This is a genomic window from Serinibacter arcticus (assembly GCF_003121705.1).
In the GTDB taxonomy this organism is placed as follows: Bacteria; Actinomycetota; Actinomycetes; order Actinomycetales; family Beutenbergiaceae; genus Litorihabitans.
The window spans coordinates 3,425,446-3,444,227 of sequence record NZ_PYHR01000002.1 but is presented as its reverse complement, the minus strand read 5'-3'; the positions used below and the strand labels follow the sequence as shown (position 1 = coordinate 3,444,227).

Sequence of the window (18,782 nt, the reverse complement as noted above, 5' to 3'; positions counted from 1 at the left end):
TCGATCGGGACTTTAACGCTACAGCAGCAACCGGGTGTCGTCCACGGCCTTCGCGCTGCGTGGGCGCCTCGGCGCGGAGGTCTAGCCTCGTGCTCGTATCCGCCCCACCGAGGAGGAGCCCGTGATGAGCCGTCAGTTCCAGGTCACGTTCGACGCCCACGATCCCGCGGCGCAGTCCCGGTTCTGGGCCGCGGCGCTGAGCTACGTCATCCCCGGACCGCCCGGGGTCGAGCTGCCGGACGGGGCCGACCCGCTCGAGGCCTGGGACTCCTTCCTGGCGGACCTCGGGGTGCCCGAGAGCGAGCGCACCAGCCGGTCGGCCGCCGAGGATCCCGACGGCCTGGGCCCGCGACTGTTCTTCCAGCGCGTCCCGGAGGGCAAGGTCGCCAAGAACCGGCTCCACCTCGACCTCCGCGCGGCGCCCGGGCTCGAGGGCGAGGAGCGCCTGGCGGCTCTCGAGGCCGAGTGCGAGCGGCTCGTCGCGCTGGGTGCCACCCGCGTCGAGCGGCACGAGCCCGAGCCGTACGTCGGGGCCGGTCACATCGTGATGGCCGACCCCGAGGGCAACGAGTTCTGCCTCGACTGACGCCGGCCCGCCGACGCTCGGCATCCGCCGACGTTCCGCGGCTCCGGCCCTCGCGCCGAAGTTGCCGAAGTTAACGACGAGGTAACCCCACCGAAGCGCACCGCGGTCCGCGCTGTGGTCTTCTGAGCCTCGCGGGGGCAACGCGCGGTTCCGTCGACGGCGGATCCCTACCCAGGAGGCACCAGGTGCGCTCACGATCTCGACTTCTCGGCTCCGGCCTGACGGCGGCCCTCGCCCTCACGCTGCTCACCCCGCTCGGCGCGTCCGGCGCCCCGGACGTCTCCTCCGGCCCCGACGCCGCGGCCCTCGACGTCGCTCCTGTCGACGTCGCGGCCCTCGACGCCCTGGTCGCCCCCGACCCCGTCGTGGCCACGGCCGCGATCCCGGTGTTCTCGGACGTCCCGGCCGACGCGCTCTTCGCGGACGAGATCGGCTGGCTCGCCCAGCAGGGCATCTCCACCGGCTGGCCCGACGGCACGTTCCGTCCGCTCGAGCCGATCAGCCGTGAGGCCATGGCCGCGTTCCTCTTCCGGATGCAGAACCCGGGTGCCCCCGACCCGACCTGCACGACGGCCCCCTTCATCGACGTGTCCGTGACCGACCCGTTCTGCGGCGTCATCACCTGGATGTCCGACACCGGTCTCTCCACCGGATGGCCGGACGGCACCTACCGCCAGTACCAGCCGCTGACGCGCGACGCCGCGATGGCGTTCGTCAGCCGCCTCGCCGGAGCCGATCCCTCGGCGACGGAGTGCGGGACCGCCTTCTCGGACGTGCCGCCGGGGATGCAGTTCTGCGAGGAGATCACCTGGGCGGTCGAGCTCGGCATCACGACTGGCTACGAGGACGGCACGTTCCGCCCCCTCGAGAACCTCAGCCGCGAGGCGATGGCCGCGTTCCTGTTCCGGCTCGACGACGCCGCGATCGTCCCCGTCGAGATCGACGGTGCGATCGCCGACCCGAGCATCGGCGACCCCTACTACCCGGAGGCCGGCAACGGCGGTTTCGACGTCGAGAGCTACCACGTCGACCTGGTCTGGAACCCGCCCACCCGCGAGCTCGTCGCGACCGCGACCGTCGTCGCCCAGGTCACCGCGACCGAGCGCATCGGTCAGCTCACGCTCGACTTCGAGACCGAGAGCTCGGCCGGCGACCCCACGCTCGTCGTGTCCAAGGCCAAGATCGACGGCCGCAGCGCCGGCTTCACCCACGCCGACCGCGAGATCGACCTGGTGCCGCTCGGGGCCTCGAGCCCGGTGAGACCTTCACGGCGCAGATCACCTACTCCGGCACCCCCGGCTACGTGCCCGACATCTACGGCGACTCGGGCTGGCACCACCTCACCGGCAACGGCAGCCTCGTGATGGGCGAGCCGGCGTCGTCGTCCGCCTGGTTCCCCTCCAACGCCCACCCGCTGGACCGAGCCCTGTTCTCGGTCACCGCGACCGTCCCGTACTCCGAGGGCCTCCCCGAGGACCAGCAGTGGCAGGTCTCCTCCAACGGCGAGCCGGTCACCGACCTGCCGCCGGCCCCGAGGGCTGGCGCACGTTCGGCTGGGCCGCGCCCGAGCCGATGGCGACCTATCTCACGACGCTGTTCATCGACACGTTCACCTCGACCACCACGGTGACCGACGGCGGCGTGACGATCTACAACACCTTCTCCCCCGGCGTCTCGCAGGCCGTCAAGGATCGAGCCGCGCGCACCGGTGAGATCCAGGACTTCTTCGAGGACTTCTTCGGCCCGTACCCGTTCACCACGAACGGTGGCCAGTTCACCAACGACAGCCTCGGCTACGCGCTCGAGACGCAGACGCGCTCGTCCTACTCGCGCAACGCGAGCCTGGGCACGATCGCCCACGAGATCGCGCACCAGTGGATCGGCAACAACGTCACCGTGGCGAGCTGGGCCGACATGTGCCTGAACGAGTGCCTCGCCGAGTACGCCGCCTCCTGGCTGTGGGCCGAGCACTCCTCGGGCACGAACCTGGCCACGAAGTACACCGGCACCCTGACGCCGCGGCTCGCCCCGGCCCAGGCGGCGTACTGGTCGCGGCCGCTCGTCGACATGGGCGCCGGCAACGAGTTCAACGACGTGTACGGTCGCGGTTCGCTGGCGGTCCACGCGCTTCGGCTCGAGCTCGGGGACGAGGCGTTCTTCACGCTGCTGGAGCGCTGGGCGACCGAGAAGGCCGACCAGAACGTGTCGTTCTCCGACTTCGAGGACCTGGTCGACGACGTCGCGGGTCGGGACGTCTCCGGCTTCATGACGGCGTGGTTCCGCTCCACCGGGGTGCCGGCGGCGGAGTACCTGCACCTCCCCTGACGGTCGGTCACCCACGACGAACCCCGGCCCTCGTCCGCAGCTGCGGACGAGGGCCGGGGTTCGTGGGTGGGTGGCCGGCCGGTCAGCCGAACAGGCCGCCGCTCTTCGGGGCCGCGGCTCCGACGACGACGCCCTCGCTCGGCTGGACCAGCACGTAGCCCTGACCCCCGAACGCCATCTGGAACGTCTCGCCGCTGCCGCCGCGCAGCAGCGAGCCCATGCCGCCCGAGTCGACCTTCACCTGCATCTGAACTCCGGAGGTCCACAGGACGACGGCCTGCGGGTCACCGAACGTGGGGGCGGCGGCGACGTCGAGCGCGACCGGCTCACCCTTGGTCGTGACGGCGACGAAGCCGGTGCCGCGCAGCGACACGTTGTAGAGGCCGCCCATCATGGCGGCACCCGACGCCTGGATGCGGTGGATGTCCCACTCGATGGAGCCGCTGAACCCGAGGATGCTCGCGCCGTTCACGGAGAGCACGTCGTTCTCGATGTAGACGATCTGCACGTCGTCGGCCTGGTTGGCGAGGAAGAGCTCACCCTGGCCGCTGCAGCTCATGAGACTCACGCCCTCGCCGGTGACGGCGGACTTGAGCATCCGGCTGACCCCCGTGCCCTTCTTCTCGAACCGGACGTCGCCCTGGTAGGCGACCATCGCGCCCTCGAGCGCCCACACCGGGCCGTAGTTCATCTGCACCTTGAGCATCTTCTTGCCCTGCAGCGAGAACTGGTCCTGCGACGTGTTCTCCGCGAACTGCTGGAACAACGATCCGTGCACGGTCATGACGACCACTCCTCCTCAGGCGGTGGCGCACCGCCCGCGCAAGTCACGATCGGGAACGGCGCACGATCGGGCCGACGCACGATCGGGCCCAGGCTAGTCCTGGCAGCGACGGCGAACTAGCCTGGATCCTGGGCCGGGTTCGGTCCGCTCGTGCGTGGATCGAAGGAGATCACGATGGGCTTTCTCGACAAGGCCAAGGCCGCCGCGGGCGACATGATGGCGAAGGCGGACTCCGCCCTGGCAGGTGCCGGGCTCGGGGGTCCGGGCGGCTCCGGGGGTTCCGGGGGCTTCGGCGCAACCGACGCCGGCTCCTACCTGCACGACCTCGGCGCTCTCGCCTACCTCGAGTCGCAGGGACGCCCGGTGCCGCCGGGTGAGCGCGAGCGGGTCGTCAGTGCGCTGACCCACCTCGAGGCCTCCGGCGCCTCGCTCGACCTGCGTCTGCGGACCCTGGGCGTGCCACCTCCCGGATCGCCCGGCGGGGCCGGCTACGCCCCGCCGCCTCCGGGGCACGGCACCGTGCCGCCGCCTCCGGGGTACGGCACCGTGCCGCCGCCTCCCGCCCCGCCGTCCACCCCACCGAACGGGCCCGGCCACGCTCCCGGTCATGGCCCTGACCGCGACGACGACCACGACGGCCCGACCGTCGCCCCGCCCCCTCGGCCGTCCGGACCACCACCCGAGCCGCCCGCGCCGCAGGGGCCGGCCGGTCCGCCACCGCTACCGGGCGGGGCGCCCGACCACGGATCACCGTCCGGGCCGACCCACGATCCAGGGCCGACCCACGATCCCGGGCACGTCCCGCTCCCCGGCCCCTCGACCGAACCCGGCGAACCTCCGGATCACCAGCGACCGGGCTCGCTCCCGCACCCGCCCGGACCCGGCGGGCCGCCGCAGCCCCCACCCACCTCGCCGACGACGCCTCCCGCTCCACCGCCGCCCTCCTGGGCCTGACCCGCACACGTCCACGCACGTGACGCGCGATCTGCCGCGCCCGACGTCGATCCCCTCACGCCCGCCGCTGCGCCAGGAGCACCGCCTGGTCCGCGCTCTCGTGCGCAGCGGCGCGCCTCACCATCCGGACGACCTCGTCGACACCGGCGGCTCGGAGAAGCGTGGCCACCCGATCGGGATGGTGCCGGTAACTCGTCATCTCGACGTCGTGCCCGTAGGCCGTTCGCCGGTCCACACGCTCGCCGCTCCCAGCCTGGAACGCGACCAGCAACCAGCCACCCGGGACCAGGACGCGAGCGAGCTCACGCGCCACGTCATCGAGGTCCTCGGGAGCCGTGTGGATCACCGAGTACCAGGCCAGAACTCCTCCGACGGCGCCGTCGGCCAGGGGGAGGTCGGCGAGAGACCCGACCTCGAAGCGACGCCCAGGATGCAGGTCCCGGGCGACCTCGAGCATTCCCGGTGAGAGGTCGACCCCCACCACCTCGAGGCCGTGGCCGGCGAGCCGGGTCCCGACCCGACCGGTGCCGCAGCCGGCGTCGAGCACCCGTCCGCGACCGGACGCCAGACACCGGGTCGCGAAGTCGTCGATCATCGCGACGTCGAGGGCCGCCTCGGCCGCGAGGTCGGGAAGCATCCGGGCGTAGTCCAGGGCAACGGTGTCGTACGCCTCCCTGGTCGCCGCTGCCGCTGCCGCTGCCTCGCCTCGTCGACGTGCCACTCCACCCTCGTCCCGCTGCTGCATCACTCCACCTTCGCCTCGTCCCACGACCGATCCGGCCACCCGAGGCTCCCCACGACGACCGCGTCCCTGCACTCCGATCCCTACACTCTGCCGGGTGACGTCGCCGGAGCCCGTACCGCTCGCGCTCGATCGTCAGGACGCCCGGCGCCTGGCGATCCGTGCGCAGCTGCTCACGGCGGCGCGGCCGGACGACGTTCTCGACATCGTCCGTCACCTCACCTTCGTCCAGCTCAATCCGACGGCGGCGATCGCGCCGAGCGCCGATCTGGTGCTCTGGAGCCGCCTCGGCTCGGCGTACGACCCCGACGACCTCACCGACGCCGTCGCCCGGCAGCGCGTGGTCGACCTGCGGGGAGAGCTGCGCGTCGCCGAGGACGTCGCACTCTTCCGCGCGGAGATGGATGCCTGGCCCGGAGCCGACCCGAGCCAGGACTGGCAGCGCGGGAACGCGGTCTGGGTCGCGGACAACGAGACCTTCCGCCTCGACCTGCTGGAGGCGCTGCGGGCCGACGGTCCGCTGGCCGCGACCGACCTGCCCGACACGTGCGTCCGCCCGTGGCGGTCGTCCGGCTGGCTCAACCACCAGAACGTCACCGTCATGCTCGGCTTCCTGGTGCAGCGCGGGGAGGTCGCCGTCTCCGGGTGGGAGGGACGGACGAAGCTGTGGGACCTCGCTTCTCGTGTGTACCCGGACCAGCCCTACCCGTCGCTCGACGAGGCGTGGCGCCTGCGCGACGAGCGCCGGCTGCAGTCCCTCGGCATCGCCCGCGCGACGGGGGCGGCGACTCCCGGCGACCCGCTCGGCGTCGGCAAGGCCGGCGTTCCGGCGACCATCGACGGCGTCCGCGGCACCTGGCGGATCGAGCCCGGCCTCCTGGACGAGCCGTTCGAACCGCGCGCCGCGCTGCTGTCGCCGTTCGACCGGCTTCTCGCCGACCGCAAGCGGATGGTCGAGCTGTTCGAGTTCGACTACGCGCTGGAGATGTTCAGACCCGCCGCGAAGCGCCGCTGGGGCTACTACGCGCTGCCGGTGCTGTGGGGCGATCGTCTGATCGGCAAGCTCGACGCGACCGCGGACCGGGCCGCCGGCCTGCTCCGCATCCACGCCCTCCACGAGGACGAGCAGTTCGTCCCTGAGGTGCGAGACGTCGTCTCGGCCGAGATCGACGACCTCGCACGCTGGTTGGGACTGCGGATTCATCACGACTCCTGACGTCGGGGCACTTCTCGCCGCACTGCTCGGGGCACGGCATGGGGCACTGCTCGAACCAGAGCTCGGGTCGGTCCTCGGGCCCGGTGCTCCGGACACAGCTCCGGGCAGAGCGGCGCATCGCCGGGTCACCAGAGCCGCGTGGGGCAGTCCTCGGGCAGGCCGTCGTCCGAGTCGGGTACCGGCGCAATCCCAGAGCTGCCACCCCCAGACCCACCACCAGACCCGCCCCCGCCGGACCCACCCCCGCCGGAGCCGCCCCCGCCGGACCCGCCCCCTCCTCCGCCGCCCGATCCGCCTCCTGCGCCTCCTGCGCCTCCGACCGGCGCCCCGCCGGCTCCTCCCGGGTCCAGCCCCATCCTCCCGACACCGCCGACACCCCCGACACCCCCGCCACCGACGGCCCCGCGTGCCCGCGGCACCAGCAGGACGTCGCGCAGACGGGTGGTCTCACCGATCCGTCGTCCGTTACCCTCCGTGAACTCGAACCCTCCCGCCACGCGGGTGATCCGCACCGAGCGGTTGTGGACCACGTGGTGGTGGTTGCTGCAGAGCGTGATGCCGTTCTCCTTGTCGGTCCCGCCACCCTTCGCCCAGTAGAAGATGTGGTGGACGTCGCACCAGCTCGCGCGGAGCGCGCAGCCGGGCCACTGGCAGTGGCGGTCCCGCACGAGGATCGCGTTGCGAGCGGAAGCGGCGTACGTGCGCCGCCGCCGACCGACGTCGATCGGCTCGCCCTCGGAGTCCAGCACCATCCGCTGCACGAACGAGTCGCACGCGAGGACCTCGAGCGCCGCGAACGGGACGAGGGTGCCATCGAGCAGCTCCGCCAGCGGGGGCTCCTCCGTCAGACCCGTCAGCCCGAACGCGTCCGAGGTCGCCCGCCCCGCGGTGGCGCACCCCTCCGCCTGGAGGCGGCGTCGCCGGAGCAGCAGGTACCAGGTGTCCTCCCGCACGAGCACGTTGAGGTGTGGCCGCACCTGGGCTCCGGCCTTGTCCTCCCCGAACGAGAGCGCCCGCTGCGCGAGCATGACGAGCCCGTCGGCAGCACGCTGGTCACCGGACCGCTCGTCGTCGATCGCCGGCACCGGTGTGACGGCAGCGATGGCCGCCTTCAACGTCGCACCGTCGATCGAGTCGAGGAAGCCGTCGACCGCGACGCCACCCCCGCGAGGAACCACGCGGAGGAATCGTCGGGCCCGCGCCGCACGGTGCGAGTTGTCCGCGGCATCGGCCGCGAGCGCCGCCCCTCGTGCCACCAAGGTCCGCCGCAGCTCGGGAACCTGCTGCTCCCGGGCCGCGTCGACGATCTGCTCGGCCTCCGCAGTCATCCGCTCTCGCGTGCGCTCGTCGGCCCGAGACAGGACGTCCGCCACCACCGCGGCGTGCTCGAGCGTGACCCCGCCGTCGGCGACGGCGGACTGCAGCCCCTCGACCTCGCGCAGCGCGCGCGACAGGCCCTCCTCGGACAGCGCGGCTCCCCTGCCCCGTCGGCTCGAACGCGCGCGGTAGGCGGTGAAGTCGCGTTCGCCACCGAGGTCCTCGGGCGCCGCATCGGCTCGAGCGATGCCGGCAAGACCGGCCTGCGCCAGTCCGACGATCGACGCGAGCGCGTCGACCTGCGGCAGAGCCGCGAGCGCCAGCACGGCACTCGGACGCCCCTGACCCTGCAGCCGCTCGACCCGGGCGGCCAGCTCCCTGGCGGCCTCGAGAGCACGATCGACCACCGTGCGGAACGGCAGGGCTCGGCCATCAATGACCTCGGCCCCGACGCCGCACAAGCCGTTCGCGGCGAGGTCAGGACCGAGACGCGACGCACCGCCGTCGTCGTCCTGGTTCTCGTCACGAACCGGCTCCGCCACCATCGCCCTCACCTCCCCTCCAGTCGTCTTCGAACTGGTATTGGAAGACTAGCGGTGACCACTGACATCGAACCGAGGCGCGGAACTTCTGTGGACAACTGCCCGGGCCACCACCCCCGGCCTCGCCCCTACCCTCGACCATGGACCACCCAGCCCTCGCCCGGTCGATCCTCGACACGGTCACCTACGCCGTCCTGTCCACCGCCGACGCCGACGGCACGCCGTGGGCCACCCCGGTCTGGTTCGCCCACGACCGCTGTCACGCCTACTACTGGGTCTCCGCGCCCGACACCCGCCACTCCCGCAACCTCGTGGCCCGCCCCGAGATCGCGCTCGTGGTGTTCGACTCCACGGCCGCCCCGAACGCCGGCCAGGCCGTCTACGCCTCGGGCCGGGCCGAGCAGGTCGCCGACCCGTCCTCCCTGGCGCACGGCCTCGCGGTCTTCTCGGCCCGCACGGAGGTCCACGGCACGGGGGCCTGGGACGCCTCCCGCGTCAGGGCACCCGCCCGACTCCGCCTCTATCGCGCCGATGTGGATCAGGTCTGGATCCTCGACCCGGACTCGCCCGTCGACGAGCGGGTCACTGTCGCCCTCTGACCACACAGCTCGTCTGACCACGCAGCCGCTCCGACCACGCAGCTCCCCCACCCACCCATCCCGATCCCCCGCCCCCGACCCGACCCGCCTACCCTCACGTCATGCCCCCGCGGACCCACGCCGTCGCCGCCCTCGCCCTCGTCGCGGGCATCGCCCTCGCCGGCTGCGACGCCTCTCCCGCCCCGCTGGACCCGAGGAGCGAGCCCCTGGAGGTGACCGTGGACCTCGGGCCGCTGGCGTTCACCGTCGAGGCTCCCGACGACCTCTCGACCCCCGACCCGGACGACCCCGCCGAGGACGCCACCGCGGTCCCTGGCTGCTGGACCGCGAGCTACGAGCTCGGCGGACGGCTGATGCCGAGCGGCGCCGACGACGACAGCACCCGGATCACCTTCGGCGTGTCCCAGGACGGCTGCCCCGACGACTCGGCGCTCAACGGCCGATTCCCCGCCTGGGCCTCGACGGCGCAGCTCCCCGACGACGCCGAGCTGGTCGACCTCGGTGCGCAGTTCGCCTCCGTCCACCGGTTCACCGTCGACTACGAGCAGTGCACCAACGAGTGCTACGGCGAGCTCTACACCGTCTACTTCGCGGAGCTGCCCGGCGGCGAGACGTTCTTCACGTACGTCGCCGGCCTGGACGAGACGGCGGCCGAGGAGATCCTCGCGACGCTCGCCGTCGTGACCTGACCCGCACGCCCCGCGATCACGCCCGAGCCCTACCGCCCCTCGTCCGCCCCACCGAGGATCGACCGTCCGATGCTCGCCGCCTCCGACGTCATCTCCGCGAGCGCCGATCGCAGGTCGTCGTCGTTCACGTCCCGACCGGCCTCGGCCGCGTCGAGCACGGCGCGACGCACGAGCTCCTTGGCGAACGACGCCGTCGTCCCCGACGCCTCCCGCGCCACCTCGTCGAGCACCGCGGCGCTCAGCGGCAGACGCCGCGCGTAGACGTCGAGCAGCGCGCGGCGGGCAGGCTCGTCGGGCAGCGGGATCTCGACGGCGAGGTCCACCCGGCCCGGACGCTGGGCGAGCGCAGGCTCGAGCACGTCGGCCCGGTTCGTGGTCAGGAGGAACGTGACGTCCGCATCGGCGTCGAGCCCGTCCAGAGAGTCCAGCACCTCGAACAGGAGCGGCGAGCTGGTCTGGGGGTTCCGCTCCTCCGCCACGAGGTCGCAGTCCTCGAGCACGACGATCGCGGGCGCGAGCGCGCGCGCCGTCCTGGCCGCGAGGCCGACGGCCGCGAGCGCCGGCCCGGTCAGGATGATCACGGTCGCCGTCGACTCCCCGATCAGGTGCCGCACCGTCAGCGTCTTGCCCGTGCCGGGCGGCCCGTACAGCAGCACGCCGCGCTTGAGGTGCTGACCCAGACCGCGCAGCTCCTCCGCGCGCTCACCGATCCCGATGACGTGCCGCCGCACCCGGTCCAGCAGCCCGTCCGGCAGCACGATCGAGTCGGCGGGCACCGCCGGACGCGGGAGGAACGTCACCCCGCCCGACCCCTGCTCGAACGGTGACGACGAGAACTGCACGACCTGGCCTCGCAGCACCCAGAACCGGTCCATGGCGTCCCGGACGTGCTCGAGCAGCACGCGCGTCGTCCCTGGATCGGGGCTCACCACCTCGAGCTTGGCCTCGGCGCCGTACTGCGGATTGACGCCGCGCTGCATCACGGCGACCGGGACGCCGTCGACGTGGAACAGGTGCAGACCCAGGGCGACCACGTCGCGCTCGGAGTCCGGTCCGGTCGTCTCCTTGCGGTAGTCGACGGCGCCGATCGAGAACGGGTTCCACCTGTTGTTCTGGAACATCTCCACCAGCGACATGTGCCAGCGCTGCTCGCCGCCCGAGAGCCCGACCAGCACACCGCCACCGTGCTCCTCGATCACGTGCGCCAGGGCGACGTCGGCGTCGACCGCGCGGAGCGGAGGAATGATCTCGGTGACGACGGGGAGCCCCCGCGGGTCGACACCGAGGTGCTCGACCACCCTCGACATCACACGTTCGCCGACGAAGTCCTGCTCCTGCGACTGGGCCTGAGCCGCATCGGCCACCTTCTGGAAGGAGGTGAGCAGCAAAGCCAGCTGCTCGGCGGAGAGAGGCAGGGCAGGAGACTCGGGACGGGCGTCGTCGCTCATCGCTCCAGTCTTGCGCACGACGGCGTCGCGCGCCCGGGTCCCGCCTTTCCCTCCGCACCGCGCTACAGCCGCGGATCCAGCGGCTCGGACTCCAGCGCCAGCACCGCGAACACCGGCTGGTGCACGCGCCACGTCGGCTCTCCGCGCACCAGCCGCGCGAGCGCCTCGAGCCCCAGGGCGTACTCGCGCTGGGCGAGCGACCGCTTGCGCCCGAGGTGCCGCTCCCGCAGCCGCGTCAGGTTCGCCTCGCTCGTGTAGTCGGGCCCGTAGATGATCCGCAGGTACTCGCGCCCGCGCACCTTGAGCCCGGGCTGCACCGGTCTCCCACCGCGATCCTGGACCACCAGGTTGGCCAGCGGCTTCACGACCATCCCCTCGCCGCCACCTGCCGTCAGCTCCTCCCACCACGCCGTGGCGGCCTCCCACGACGCCTCGTCCGCGAGGTCAACCACGAGCCTCCGCGTCGGTCGCACCAGCACCGGGTCGACGGCGACCAGCGCGTCCGCGACGTCGAGGTGCCACGAGTGGGGCTGCGTCTCGTAGGTCGCGCCGTCGCCGTCGGGTCCGACCTCGGCGCGACCGCTCGCCAGCACCTGGAACGGCGCGAGCTGCACGCCGTCCAGCCCGTCGACGTCCCAGCGGTAGTGCCGGTAGGCGTCGCGGAACCGTTCGGCGTTCCCGGCCCGCTCGACGACGCGCTCCCGCAGCTCCCCGACCTCGACCCCGCGCGCCTGCGCCGCCTCCAGCGCGGCGACGGCGGCCGGCATCACCGCGGACGCCGCCGCGCCGACACTGGCGTACTGCTCGCGGATGAGCGGCTCGGTCTTGAGCGACCACGGCACGATCTCGGTGTCCAGGAGCAGCCACTGCGCGCCGTCGAACCGGTCCCACAGCCCGGCGGCGGTCACGGCGTCGCGCAGCCGCCCGAGCAGCTCGGCCTCCAGCGCGGGGGCCAGCAGCCGGCGGCCCGTGCGCGTGTACGCGATGCCCGCGCTCCCGTCCTCGAGCCCGAACCGGGTCCCGCCGTCCTCGCGGCACACGAGCACGACGGCCCGCGAGCCCATGTGCTTCTCCTCGCACACCACCTGCCCGACGTCGTCGCGCGCGTAGGCTGCGAACGCGCCCTCGGGGTGCTCGAGGTACCCGGGCAGGGTCGACGTCGCGACCGGGCTCATCGTCGGTGGGAGGTAGGGCAGCGAGCGCGGCGCGACGGCGAACCGGCTCATCACCTCGAGCGCGCCGGCGGCGTTCTCCTCCGGCACGGAGACGCGCCCGAGCAGCGCCGTGTCCACGACGCGGGTACCCATCACGTCGGCGAGGTCGAGCACGTCCGGCGCGCGCACCGCGTCCGCACCCACTGCGCGCTCCCCGCCCACCGTCTCCTCCGCCGTCGGGAACGGCCGCGCCGGCTCGTAGTACACCCGCGCCGCCGGCACCGAGACGACCTCGCGCTCGGGGTAGCGCAGCGCACTCAGCGACCCGCCGAAAACGCAGCCCGTGTCGAGGCACATCGTGTTGTTCACCCACTCCGCGCTCGGCGTCGGCGTGTGTCCGTAGAGCACGACGGCGGAGCCCCGGTAGTCCTCGGCCCACGGGTAGCGCACCGGTAGCCCGTACTCGTCCGACTCCCCCGTCGTGTCGCCGTACAGCGCGAACGCCCGGACCCTCCCGGAGGCGCGGTTGTGGTAGCTCTCCCTGAGCCCCGCGTGCGCGACGACGAGCGCGCCGCCGTCGAGCACGGCGTGGGACACGAGCCCGCGCGCGAACTCCTCGACGTCGCGCCGGAACGCCTCGTCCTCCTCCGCCAGCTGGGCCAGAGTCGTCTCGAGACCGTGGCTGACGGTGACCTTCCGGCCTGCGAGCGCGCGCACGAGTTTGTCCTCGTGGTTGCCGGGGACGGCCAGGGCGTGCCCGGCGCGCACCATGCCCATCGCCAGGCGCATGACGCCCGGTGAGTCGGGCCCGCGGTCGACCAGGTCGCCGAGGAAGACCGCCCGGCGCCCCTGCGGGTGGACGGCGTCGACGGCGCGCCCGGCGTCGTCGCGCACCACCGCGTACCCGAGCCGGTCCAGCAGCGTGACCAGCTCGTCGAGGCAGCCGTGGACGTCGCCGATCGCGTCGAACGGCCCCGTCTCCGATCGCCGGTCGGTCAGCAGCGGCACCCGCTCGATCGTCACCCCGGCGACCTCCTCGGCCGACCGCAGGTGGTGCACCGTGCGGAAGCCCTCGCGCTGCAGGCCGCGCAGGCTCTTGCGCAGCTGCGCCTGCTGCCGCGGGATGACGCTCGGGCCGAGGTCGCGGTCGGCCCGCCCCGCATTGCGCTCCTTCGCGACGCTCTCACCGACGTCGATCACGATCGCGACCGGCAGCACGTCGTGCGCGCGCGCGAGCGCGATCAGCTCGCTGCGGGCGTGCGGCTGCACGTTGGTGGCGTCGACGACGGTGAGCAGGTTGCGACGCAGGCGCGCCCCGACGATCTCGTTCAGGAGCGCGAAGGCCTCCCTGGTCACGCTCTGGTCGTTCGGGTCGTTGGAGACCAGGCCGCGGCAGTGGTCGGAGGAGACGGTCTCGTACGGCCCGAAGTGCGTCGCCGCGAAGGTCGACTTCCCCGAGCCGGAGATCCCGACGAGCACGACGAGGCTCGGGTCCTGGACCCGCAGCGCGGTCACGCGTCCGCCCCCGCCACGAACAGGGCGAGCTGCGTGGGGGCGCCGAGCACGGGATCCGCGGGGCCGATCCCGGCGTGGCTCACGGTGTAGCCGTGGCGCCCGGCGACGCCGTCGGCCCAGGCCGCCAGCTCCGCGCGGGTCCACTCGAACCGGTGGTCGGTGTGGCGCATCGGTCTTCCGTCGGGGCCGGTGTGGAGGTGGGGGTAGGTCGCGTTGTACTCGGCGTTCGGGGTGGTGACGACGACGACCCGGGGGCGGGCGTGCGCGAACACCGTGTCCTCAAGAGCGGGCAGCCGGTCGAGGTCGAGGTGCTCGATCACCTCCATCAGCACGGCGGCGTCGAAGCCCTGCAGCCGGTCGTCGCGGTAGGTGAGCGAGGACTGCAGCAGGGTCAGGCGGTCGCGCTCGGCGTCGCTGCGTCCGCGCAGGTCCAGCCGCTCGGCGGCCCGCTCGAGCGCGCGGACGGAGACGTCGGTGCCGAGGATCCGGGTGAAGGACCTCTCGGCCTGGAGGTGCCGCAGCAGCGCGCCCTCCCCGCAGCCGAGGTCGACGACCGAGCCCACGCGCTCCGAGCGGAGCGCCGCCACGACGGCCGTGGAGCGCAGGGCGGCGAGCGACGGTGGGGGCGCGGCCGCGTCGCCGTCGGCTCCCTCGGGGGTGAGGGCGACGGCGACCGCGTCGTCCTCGCCGTCGTCGTCCGGCTCCTCGGTCGCCAGCAGCCGGGCCGTCGCGTCCTCGACGTACCGGCGCTGGTGGGCGAGGTAGCGGCGCAGGATCTCCTCGCGGTGCGGGTGGGCGGCGAGCCAGCCCTCACCGTTGCGCAGCAGCTTGTCGATCTCGTCGGTGCCGACCCAGTAGTGCTTCGCGCCGTCGAGCACGGGCAGCAGGACGTAGAGGTGACGCAGCGCGTCGGCGAGCCGGACCTCGCCGGTGAGAGTGAGGTCGACGTAGCGCGAGTCGCCCCACGCGGGCACCTCGGGGTCGAGCGGGACGGGCGTCGCGCCGACCTTCCAGCCGAGCGGCGCGAACATCGACTCGGCGAGCTCGGTCCCGCCGCGGCACGGCAGCGACGGCACGTGCACCGTGAGCGGGAGCGCGCTCTCGGCCAGCTCGGGCAGGGACCCGCTCCGTCCCGCCGTCGCGGTGGAGAAGACCTTCCCGAGGGCGACGGCGAGCAGCGACGACGCCGCATACGGCCGGTCGTTGACGTACTGCGCGAGGCTGAAGTCGCCCGACGTGCCGAACCGCTTGTTCCGCACGATGCCGACGGGGTCGACCTCGAGCAGCAGGGCGACCGTGGTGCGTTCCGCCGTCGCCTCCGGGTAGAAGACGTGGGCGACGCCGACAGGCAGCTCGAAGCGCTGCGCGCGGTCGGGGTGCTTGTGGAGCAGGTGGCCGAGGTCGCGAGCGTCGGTGAGGGGACCGTTCGGGCGCGCCGTCGCGGTGAGAGTCACGAGCATCTGGGGATGCTCTCACGGGAGGTCGGGGCGGGCAGGTCGGGATCCTCGAGCCGGGGCCCGATCAGCCGCGGTGGCGCTCCACGGCGGCAAGCGCGAGGTCGCGCGCAGCTCGCGCAGGCTCGGGCGCCGACTCGGGCGCCTCGCGAAGGAGCGAGTCGCGGGCCCGGGCCGCCAGCACACCGTCGTAGAGCGCGAGCAGCTCGGCGGCCAGCGCCGCCGGGTCACTAGTCCCCGTGTCGGCGGCGAGCGCCAGGAGTCGCTCGTGCAGCAGCCGGGTGTCGGCCACGAGCCACGCGTGGGCCGGGTGTTCCGGCCTCGTGACCTCGACCGACGCCGCGAGAAAGGCGCAGCCCCGGCGGGGGCCGACCCCGGGGCGGAACTCCGCGAGCGCGTCGAACACCGCGACGGCGCGCGCGTCGGCGTCGTCCCCGGCGCGGCCCAGGGCCTCGTCCCACGTCCCCCGCCACCGGTCCAGACGCCGCTCGAGGTAGGCAGCCACGAGGCCGTCCTTGCCGGCGAAGTGGGCGTACAGCGTGGCCGGGGCGACCTCCGCGCGACGAAGGATCGCGTCGACCCCGGTCGCCGCGATGCCCTGCTCGTAGAACAGCGCCTCGGCGGCGTCCAGCAGTCGATCGCGGGCGGAGAGTCTCGCGGGGGTGGCTGACATGCCGCTAGTGTAACGATCACTATGGTGAAACGTTCGTTACATACCGCCCCGACGCCCTCACGATCCGCGACCGGCGTCGCCCTCGGCGGGACCGGCCTCGTCGCGGTGACCTACGGTGTCGTCCGGTACGGCTACGGGCTCCAGCTGCCCGAGCTCGCCGCCGAGTACTCCCTCTCCGCGGGCACGGCGGGACTCGTGGCGTCGGGCAGCTTCGCGGCCTACTGCGTCGCCGCGATCGCCGCCCAGCGCCTCGTCCCCCGCCGCGGGGCGAGGGTGGTGCTGTGGCTCGCCGCCACGCTGGCCGCCGCGGGGGCACTGCTGGTCGCAGCGTCCTGGTCGACGCCGACGCTCGCCCTCGGAGTTCTGGTGGCGGGCAGCGCCGCGGGGGCTGCGTCACCGGCGCTGGTGGTGGCGGTGGAGAGCTCGGTGTCGTCGTCGCGCATCGGCCGGGCACAGGCGGTGGTGAACGCCGGGACGGGCGTCGGCGTGGCGGTGGTGGGGGTCGCCGTCCTGGCGGCGCCGACGATGTGGCGGCCCGTCTGGGTCGTGGCCGCCGTCGGGGCCTTGGCCACGGCCGCGGTGGTGGATCGGCGAGCCCGCTGGCCCGAGCGGCCGACGTCGCCAGCGTCGCCGGCGTCGCCAGCAAGGCCCTCCGGGGCCGGTCCCTCGGCCCGAACCTCACCCTCCCGCACCACGGTGATCCTGCTGCGTCGCCCGGTGCTCGCGGCGCTCGTCGCCGGCGTCGGCAGCGCGGCGGTCTGGACCTTCGGACGCGATCTCGTCACCACCACGGGTGGCCTCGACAGCCGCACGACGGCGGCGCTGTGGGTCGGCCTCGGCGCGGCGGCGGTACTCGGCGCCGTGAGCGGGGACGCCGTCCGCCTCCTGGGGCTGCGACGCTCGTGGTCGCTGACGGCGCTCGCCACCGCCGCCGCGACCGCTGCGCTGGCGCTCCTGCCGGGAGAGGTGGTCGTGGTGGCCGTGGCGGCCGCCGTCTTCGGCGGCGCCTACACCGCGCTGAGCGGCGTGCTGATCGCCTGGGCGAGCGAGCGACGACCCGAGGCCGCCGGACCCACCACCGCCGTGCTCTTCACGGCCCTCACGGCGGGGCAGGCGCTGGGCGCCGCCCTGACCGGAGCCGCCGTCGCGCACGTGGACGTGCGGATCGCCTTCTGGGGAGCAGCAGCCCTTCTCCTGCTGTCCGCGGCAATCGCGCCCGTCCGTGGCCCGATCGACGCCGGCACCTCGCTGGACGCCTAGCTCGTCACACCGGGGGCGCTTCCCGCGATCTCATACGCTGCCCATCGGCCTGTGAACGACCTATGGATCGCACAAGAGGGCTTAATGTTTTCCTATTATTTACAGCCGCTTCTCGTTAGCATCAGCATATTCACATTGTGTGATTGGCCCCGCGATACGGGGATCTAAGGAGCTTCCATGCGAAGCACGCCTGTCCGCACCACCCGGCCGCCCATGCGGTCCCTTCTTCTTCGAACGACAGGCGCTGCTGCTGCGCTCGTCCTCACCTCCATCGGCGTCCCTCTCGGCGCGAGCCCGGCCCAGGCCATCGGCACGAGCGTCGGTCTCGGTACGGCCGATCCTTACTCCGTCCTGGCCGGCTCGACCATCACCAACACCGGTCCGAGCCTGCTGGTCGGCGGCGCCGGAGTGAGTCCCGGGTCCAGCGTCACCGGCTTCCCGCCGGGGATCGTGGTAGGTGCCGTCCACGTGGCCGACGCCGTGGCCCTGCAGGCCCAGCTCGATCTCGTGACGGCGTACGACAACGCTGCCGGGCAGGCCTCGGACGCCGACATCTCGGCCGACATCGGTGGGCAGACCCTGGCCCCCGGCGTCTACACGGCTGCGAGCTCGACGGCGATCACCGGCACGCTCACCCTGGATGCCGGCGGCGACCCCGACGCGGTCTTCATCTTCCAGATCGGCTCGGCCCTCACGACCGGCTCCAGCAGCACGGTGGCGCTGATCGACGGCGCGCAGGCGTGCAACGTGTTCTGGCAGATCGGCAGCTCGGCGACTCTCGGGTCGGCCACGACATTCGTCGGCACGATGATGGCGCTGACCTCGATCTCCACGACCACCGGCACCACGATCCAGGGTCGAGCCCTCGCGAGGAACGGGGCGGTCACGCTCGACGCGACGACGTTCACCGATGCGTCGTGCGACGACGAGGAGCCGACGGACCCGCCGACCGACGGACCGACGGACGGTCCCACCGACGGGCCGACCCCGCCGCCCAGCGAGGAGCCCGCACCGCCCCCGACGGACGGCACGTCTCCGCCGCCGTCCGGGCCGCCGTCCGACGAAAGCTCGCCCCCGACGACCTCACCGCCGTCAGGCCCCCCGTCCGACACCACGTCCCCTCCCGCGACCCCATCGCCGTCGAGCTCCGTCTCGCAATCGCCGACGGGTCCGCGCAGGGACGTCGCCGCGGCAGGCGCGCGGCAGGGAACGCTTGCTGACACCGGCGCCGGGAACACGCTCCTCGCCATGGGTGCCGGCGCTGCCGCTCTCGTCGTGGTCGGGACGTTCACAGTCCTGTGGCGACGCCGCGTGGACGGCCTGAACTCCTAGGACAAGGCCGGCGTCGTCCGGGTGACCATCGGACGGCGCCGGCACACCCGCACTCAACCGACATCGAAGTCGACCACCGTCGGGTCGCGACGCCCCGCGCCGTCCGCCGTCCCCGAGGGCTCCGACGGAGAGTGCTGAGGCGCTTCCCGTAACCTTGACCCGCACCTGCGCCCTGGGTTCGAGACGCCCTCG

At 73.1% G+C, this 18,782-nt stretch carries 16 protein-coding genes; 9 read left to right on the top strand and 7 right to left on the bottom strand.

Annotated features, from left to right (window positions below; all coding sequences use genetic code 11):
* Positions 1 to 124: 124 nt before the first annotated feature.
* From C8046_RS15325 to C8046_RS15310, 3 genes are all read left to right on the top strand, one after another.
* Positions 125 to 586 carry a VOC family protein gene (locus tag C8046_RS15325; protein ID WP_109230188.1) on the top strand — a complete coding sequence of 154 codons (462 nt, stop codon included), beginning with the start codon at positions 125 to 127 and terminating at the stop codon, positions 584 to 586.
* Between the two features lie 185 nt (positions 587 to 771).
* Complete coding sequence (locus C8046_RS15320) at positions 772 to 1,950, top strand: S-layer homology domain-containing protein (protein ID WP_109230187.1); 1,179 nt, start codon at positions 772 to 774, stop codon at positions 1,948 to 1,950.
* A gap of 118 nt (positions 1,951 to 2,068) precedes the next feature.
* Positions 2,069 to 2,911 (top strand): M1 family aminopeptidase, encoded by an 843-nt coding sequence (locus C8046_RS15310; protein ID WP_109230185.1) that lies wholly within the window; start codon positions 2,069 to 2,071, stop codon positions 2,909 to 2,911.
* A gap of 82 nt (positions 2,912 to 2,993) precedes the next feature.
* Here the strand turns inward: C8046_RS15310 and C8046_RS15305 are convergent, their stop codons facing one another.
* Positions 2,994 to 3,695, bottom strand: coding sequence for an AIM24 family protein (locus C8046_RS15305; RefSeq protein WP_109230978.1), 702 nt, complete (start codon positions 3,693 to 3,695; stop codon positions 2,994 to 2,996).
* A gap of 174 nt (positions 3,696 to 3,869) precedes the next feature.
* Here C8046_RS15305 and C8046_RS15300 point away from each other — a divergent pair, with 174 nt between their 5' ends.
* The gene (locus C8046_RS15300; protein ID WP_109230184.1) at positions 3,870 to 4,649 is read left to right on the top strand and encodes a hypothetical protein; all 780 of its coding nucleotides are present in this window, start codon (positions 3,870 to 3,872) and stop codon (positions 4,647 to 4,649) included.
* Positions 4,650 to 4,704: 55 nt separating this feature from the next.
* Here the strand turns inward: C8046_RS15300 and C8046_RS15295 are convergent, their stop codons facing one another.
* On the bottom strand, positions 4,705 to 5,370 hold the full coding sequence (locus tag C8046_RS15295; RefSeq protein ID WP_235866354.1) for a class I SAM-dependent DNA methyltransferase: 666 nt from the start codon (positions 5,368 to 5,370) through the stop codon (positions 4,705 to 4,707).
* Positions 5,371 to 5,488: 118 nt separating this feature from the next.
* Between C8046_RS15295 and C8046_RS15290 the strand changes: the two genes are divergently transcribed.
* A complete protein-coding gene (locus tag C8046_RS15290) occupies positions 5,489 to 6,607 on the top strand; it encodes a DNA glycosylase AlkZ-like family protein (RefSeq protein ID WP_109230183.1) in 1,119 nt (372 codons plus the stop codon).
* 125 nt (positions 6,608 to 6,732) lie between these two features.
* On the opposite strand, the gene C8046_RS15285 is transcribed toward C8046_RS15290, so the two are convergent.
* Positions 6,733 to 8,469 (bottom strand): HNH endonuclease, encoded by a 1,737-nt coding sequence (locus tag C8046_RS15285; protein ID WP_109230182.1) that lies wholly within the window; start codon positions 8,467 to 8,469, stop codon positions 6,733 to 6,735.
* 137 nt (positions 8,470 to 8,606) lie between these two features.
* Between C8046_RS15285 and C8046_RS15280 the strand changes: the two genes are divergently transcribed.
* Together C8046_RS15280 and C8046_RS19825 are read left to right on the top strand one after the other, a co-directional pair.
* Positions 8,607 to 9,065 carry a pyridoxamine 5'-phosphate oxidase family protein gene (locus C8046_RS15280; RefSeq protein ID WP_109230181.1) on the top strand — a complete coding sequence of 153 codons (459 nt, stop codon included), beginning with the start codon at positions 8,607 to 8,609 and terminating at the stop codon, positions 9,063 to 9,065.
* Positions 9,066 to 9,166: 101 nt separating this feature from the next.
* The gene (locus C8046_RS19825) at positions 9,167 to 9,754 is read left to right on the top strand and encodes a hypothetical protein (protein WP_109230180.1); all 588 of its coding nucleotides are present in this window, start codon (positions 9,167 to 9,169) and stop codon (positions 9,752 to 9,754) included.
* 29 nt (positions 9,755 to 9,783) lie between these two features.
* Here the strand turns inward: C8046_RS19825 and C8046_RS15270 are convergent, their stop codons facing one another.
* From C8046_RS15270 to C8046_RS15255, 4 genes are all read right to left on the bottom strand, one after another.
* On the bottom strand, positions 9,784 to 11,202 hold the full coding sequence (locus tag C8046_RS15270) for an AAA family ATPase (protein WP_109230179.1): 1,419 nt from the start codon (positions 11,200 to 11,202) through the stop codon (positions 9,784 to 9,786).
* Positions 11,203 to 11,264: 62 nt separating this feature from the next.
* Complete coding sequence (locus tag C8046_RS15265; RefSeq protein ID WP_109230178.1) at positions 11,265 to 13,871, bottom strand: polynucleotide kinase-phosphatase; 2,607 nt, start codon at positions 13,869 to 13,871, stop codon at positions 11,265 to 11,267.
* Positions 13,868 to 15,331 (bottom strand): 3' terminal RNA ribose 2'-O-methyltransferase Hen1, encoded by a 1,464-nt coding sequence (locus tag C8046_RS15260; protein WP_109230177.1) that lies wholly within the window; start codon positions 15,329 to 15,331, stop codon positions 13,868 to 13,870. The genes C8046_RS15265 and C8046_RS15260 overlap by 4 nt, the downstream gene beginning before the upstream one ends.
* Before the next feature lie 61 nt (positions 15,332 to 15,392).
* Entirely contained in the window at positions 15,393 to 15,998 is a 606-nt protein-coding gene (locus C8046_RS15255; RefSeq protein WP_109230176.1) for a TetR/AcrR family transcriptional regulator, read from the bottom strand.
* Between the two features lie 21 nt (positions 15,999 to 16,019).
* On the opposite strand from C8046_RS15255, the gene C8046_RS15250 reads away from it, so the two are divergent.
* Together C8046_RS15250 and C8046_RS18895 are read left to right on the top strand one after the other, a co-directional pair.
* Positions 16,020 to 17,258: an MFS transporter gene (locus C8046_RS15250; RefSeq protein ID WP_109230175.1), complete on the top strand. Its 1,239-nt coding sequence runs from the start codon at positions 16,020 to 16,022 to the stop codon at positions 17,256 to 17,258.
* 177 nt (positions 17,259 to 17,435) lie between these two features.
* Positions 17,436 to 18,590 carry an ice-binding family protein gene (locus C8046_RS18895; RefSeq protein ID WP_199224498.1) on the top strand — a complete coding sequence of 385 codons (1,155 nt, stop codon included), beginning with the start codon at positions 17,436 to 17,438 and terminating at the stop codon, positions 18,588 to 18,590.
* The last annotated feature ends 192 nt before the right edge of the window (positions 18,591 to 18,782 follow it).

Bases quoted from the DNA above. Each gene is read 5' to 3' on its own strand.
- C8046_RS15260 (WP_109230177.1), bottom strand. From the start codon at position 15,331: ATGCTCGTGACTCTCACCGCGACGGCGCGCCCGAACGGTCCCCTCACC.
- C8046_RS15250 (WP_109230175.1), top strand. From the start codon at position 16,020: ATGGTGAAACGTTCGTTACATACCGCCCCGACGCCCTCACGATCCGCG.
- C8046_RS15285 (WP_109230182.1), bottom strand. From the start codon at position 8,469: ATGGTGGCGGAGCCGGTTCGTGACGAGAACCAGGACGACGACGGCGGT.
- C8046_RS18895 (WP_199224498.1), top strand. From the start codon at position 17,436: ATGCGAAGCACGCCTGTCCGCACCACCCGGCCGCCCATGCGGTCCCTT.
- C8046_RS15325 (WP_109230188.1), top strand. From the start codon at position 125: ATGAGCCGTCAGTTCCAGGTCACGTTCGACGCCCACGATCCCGCGGCG.
- C8046_RS15255 (WP_109230176.1), bottom strand. From the start codon at position 15,998: ATGTCAGCCACCCCCGCGAGACTCTCCGCCCGCGATCGACTGCTGGAC.
- C8046_RS15280 (WP_109230181.1), top strand. From the start codon at position 8,607: ATGGACCACCCAGCCCTCGCCCGGTCGATCCTCGACACGGTCACCTAC.
- C8046_RS19825 (WP_109230180.1), top strand. From the start codon at position 9,167: ATGCCCCCGCGGACCCACGCCGTCGCCGCCCTCGCCCTCGTCGCGGGC.
- C8046_RS15300 (WP_109230184.1), top strand. From the start codon at position 3,870: ATGGGCTTTCTCGACAAGGCCAAGGCCGCCGCGGGCGACATGATGGCG.
- C8046_RS15270 (WP_109230179.1), bottom strand. From the start codon at position 11,202: ATGAGCGACGACGCCCGTCCCGAGTCTCCTGCCCTGCCTCTCTCCGCC.
- C8046_RS15305 (WP_109230978.1), bottom strand. From the start codon at position 3,695: ATGACCGTGCACGGATCGTTGTTCCAGCAGTTCGCGGAGAACACGTCG.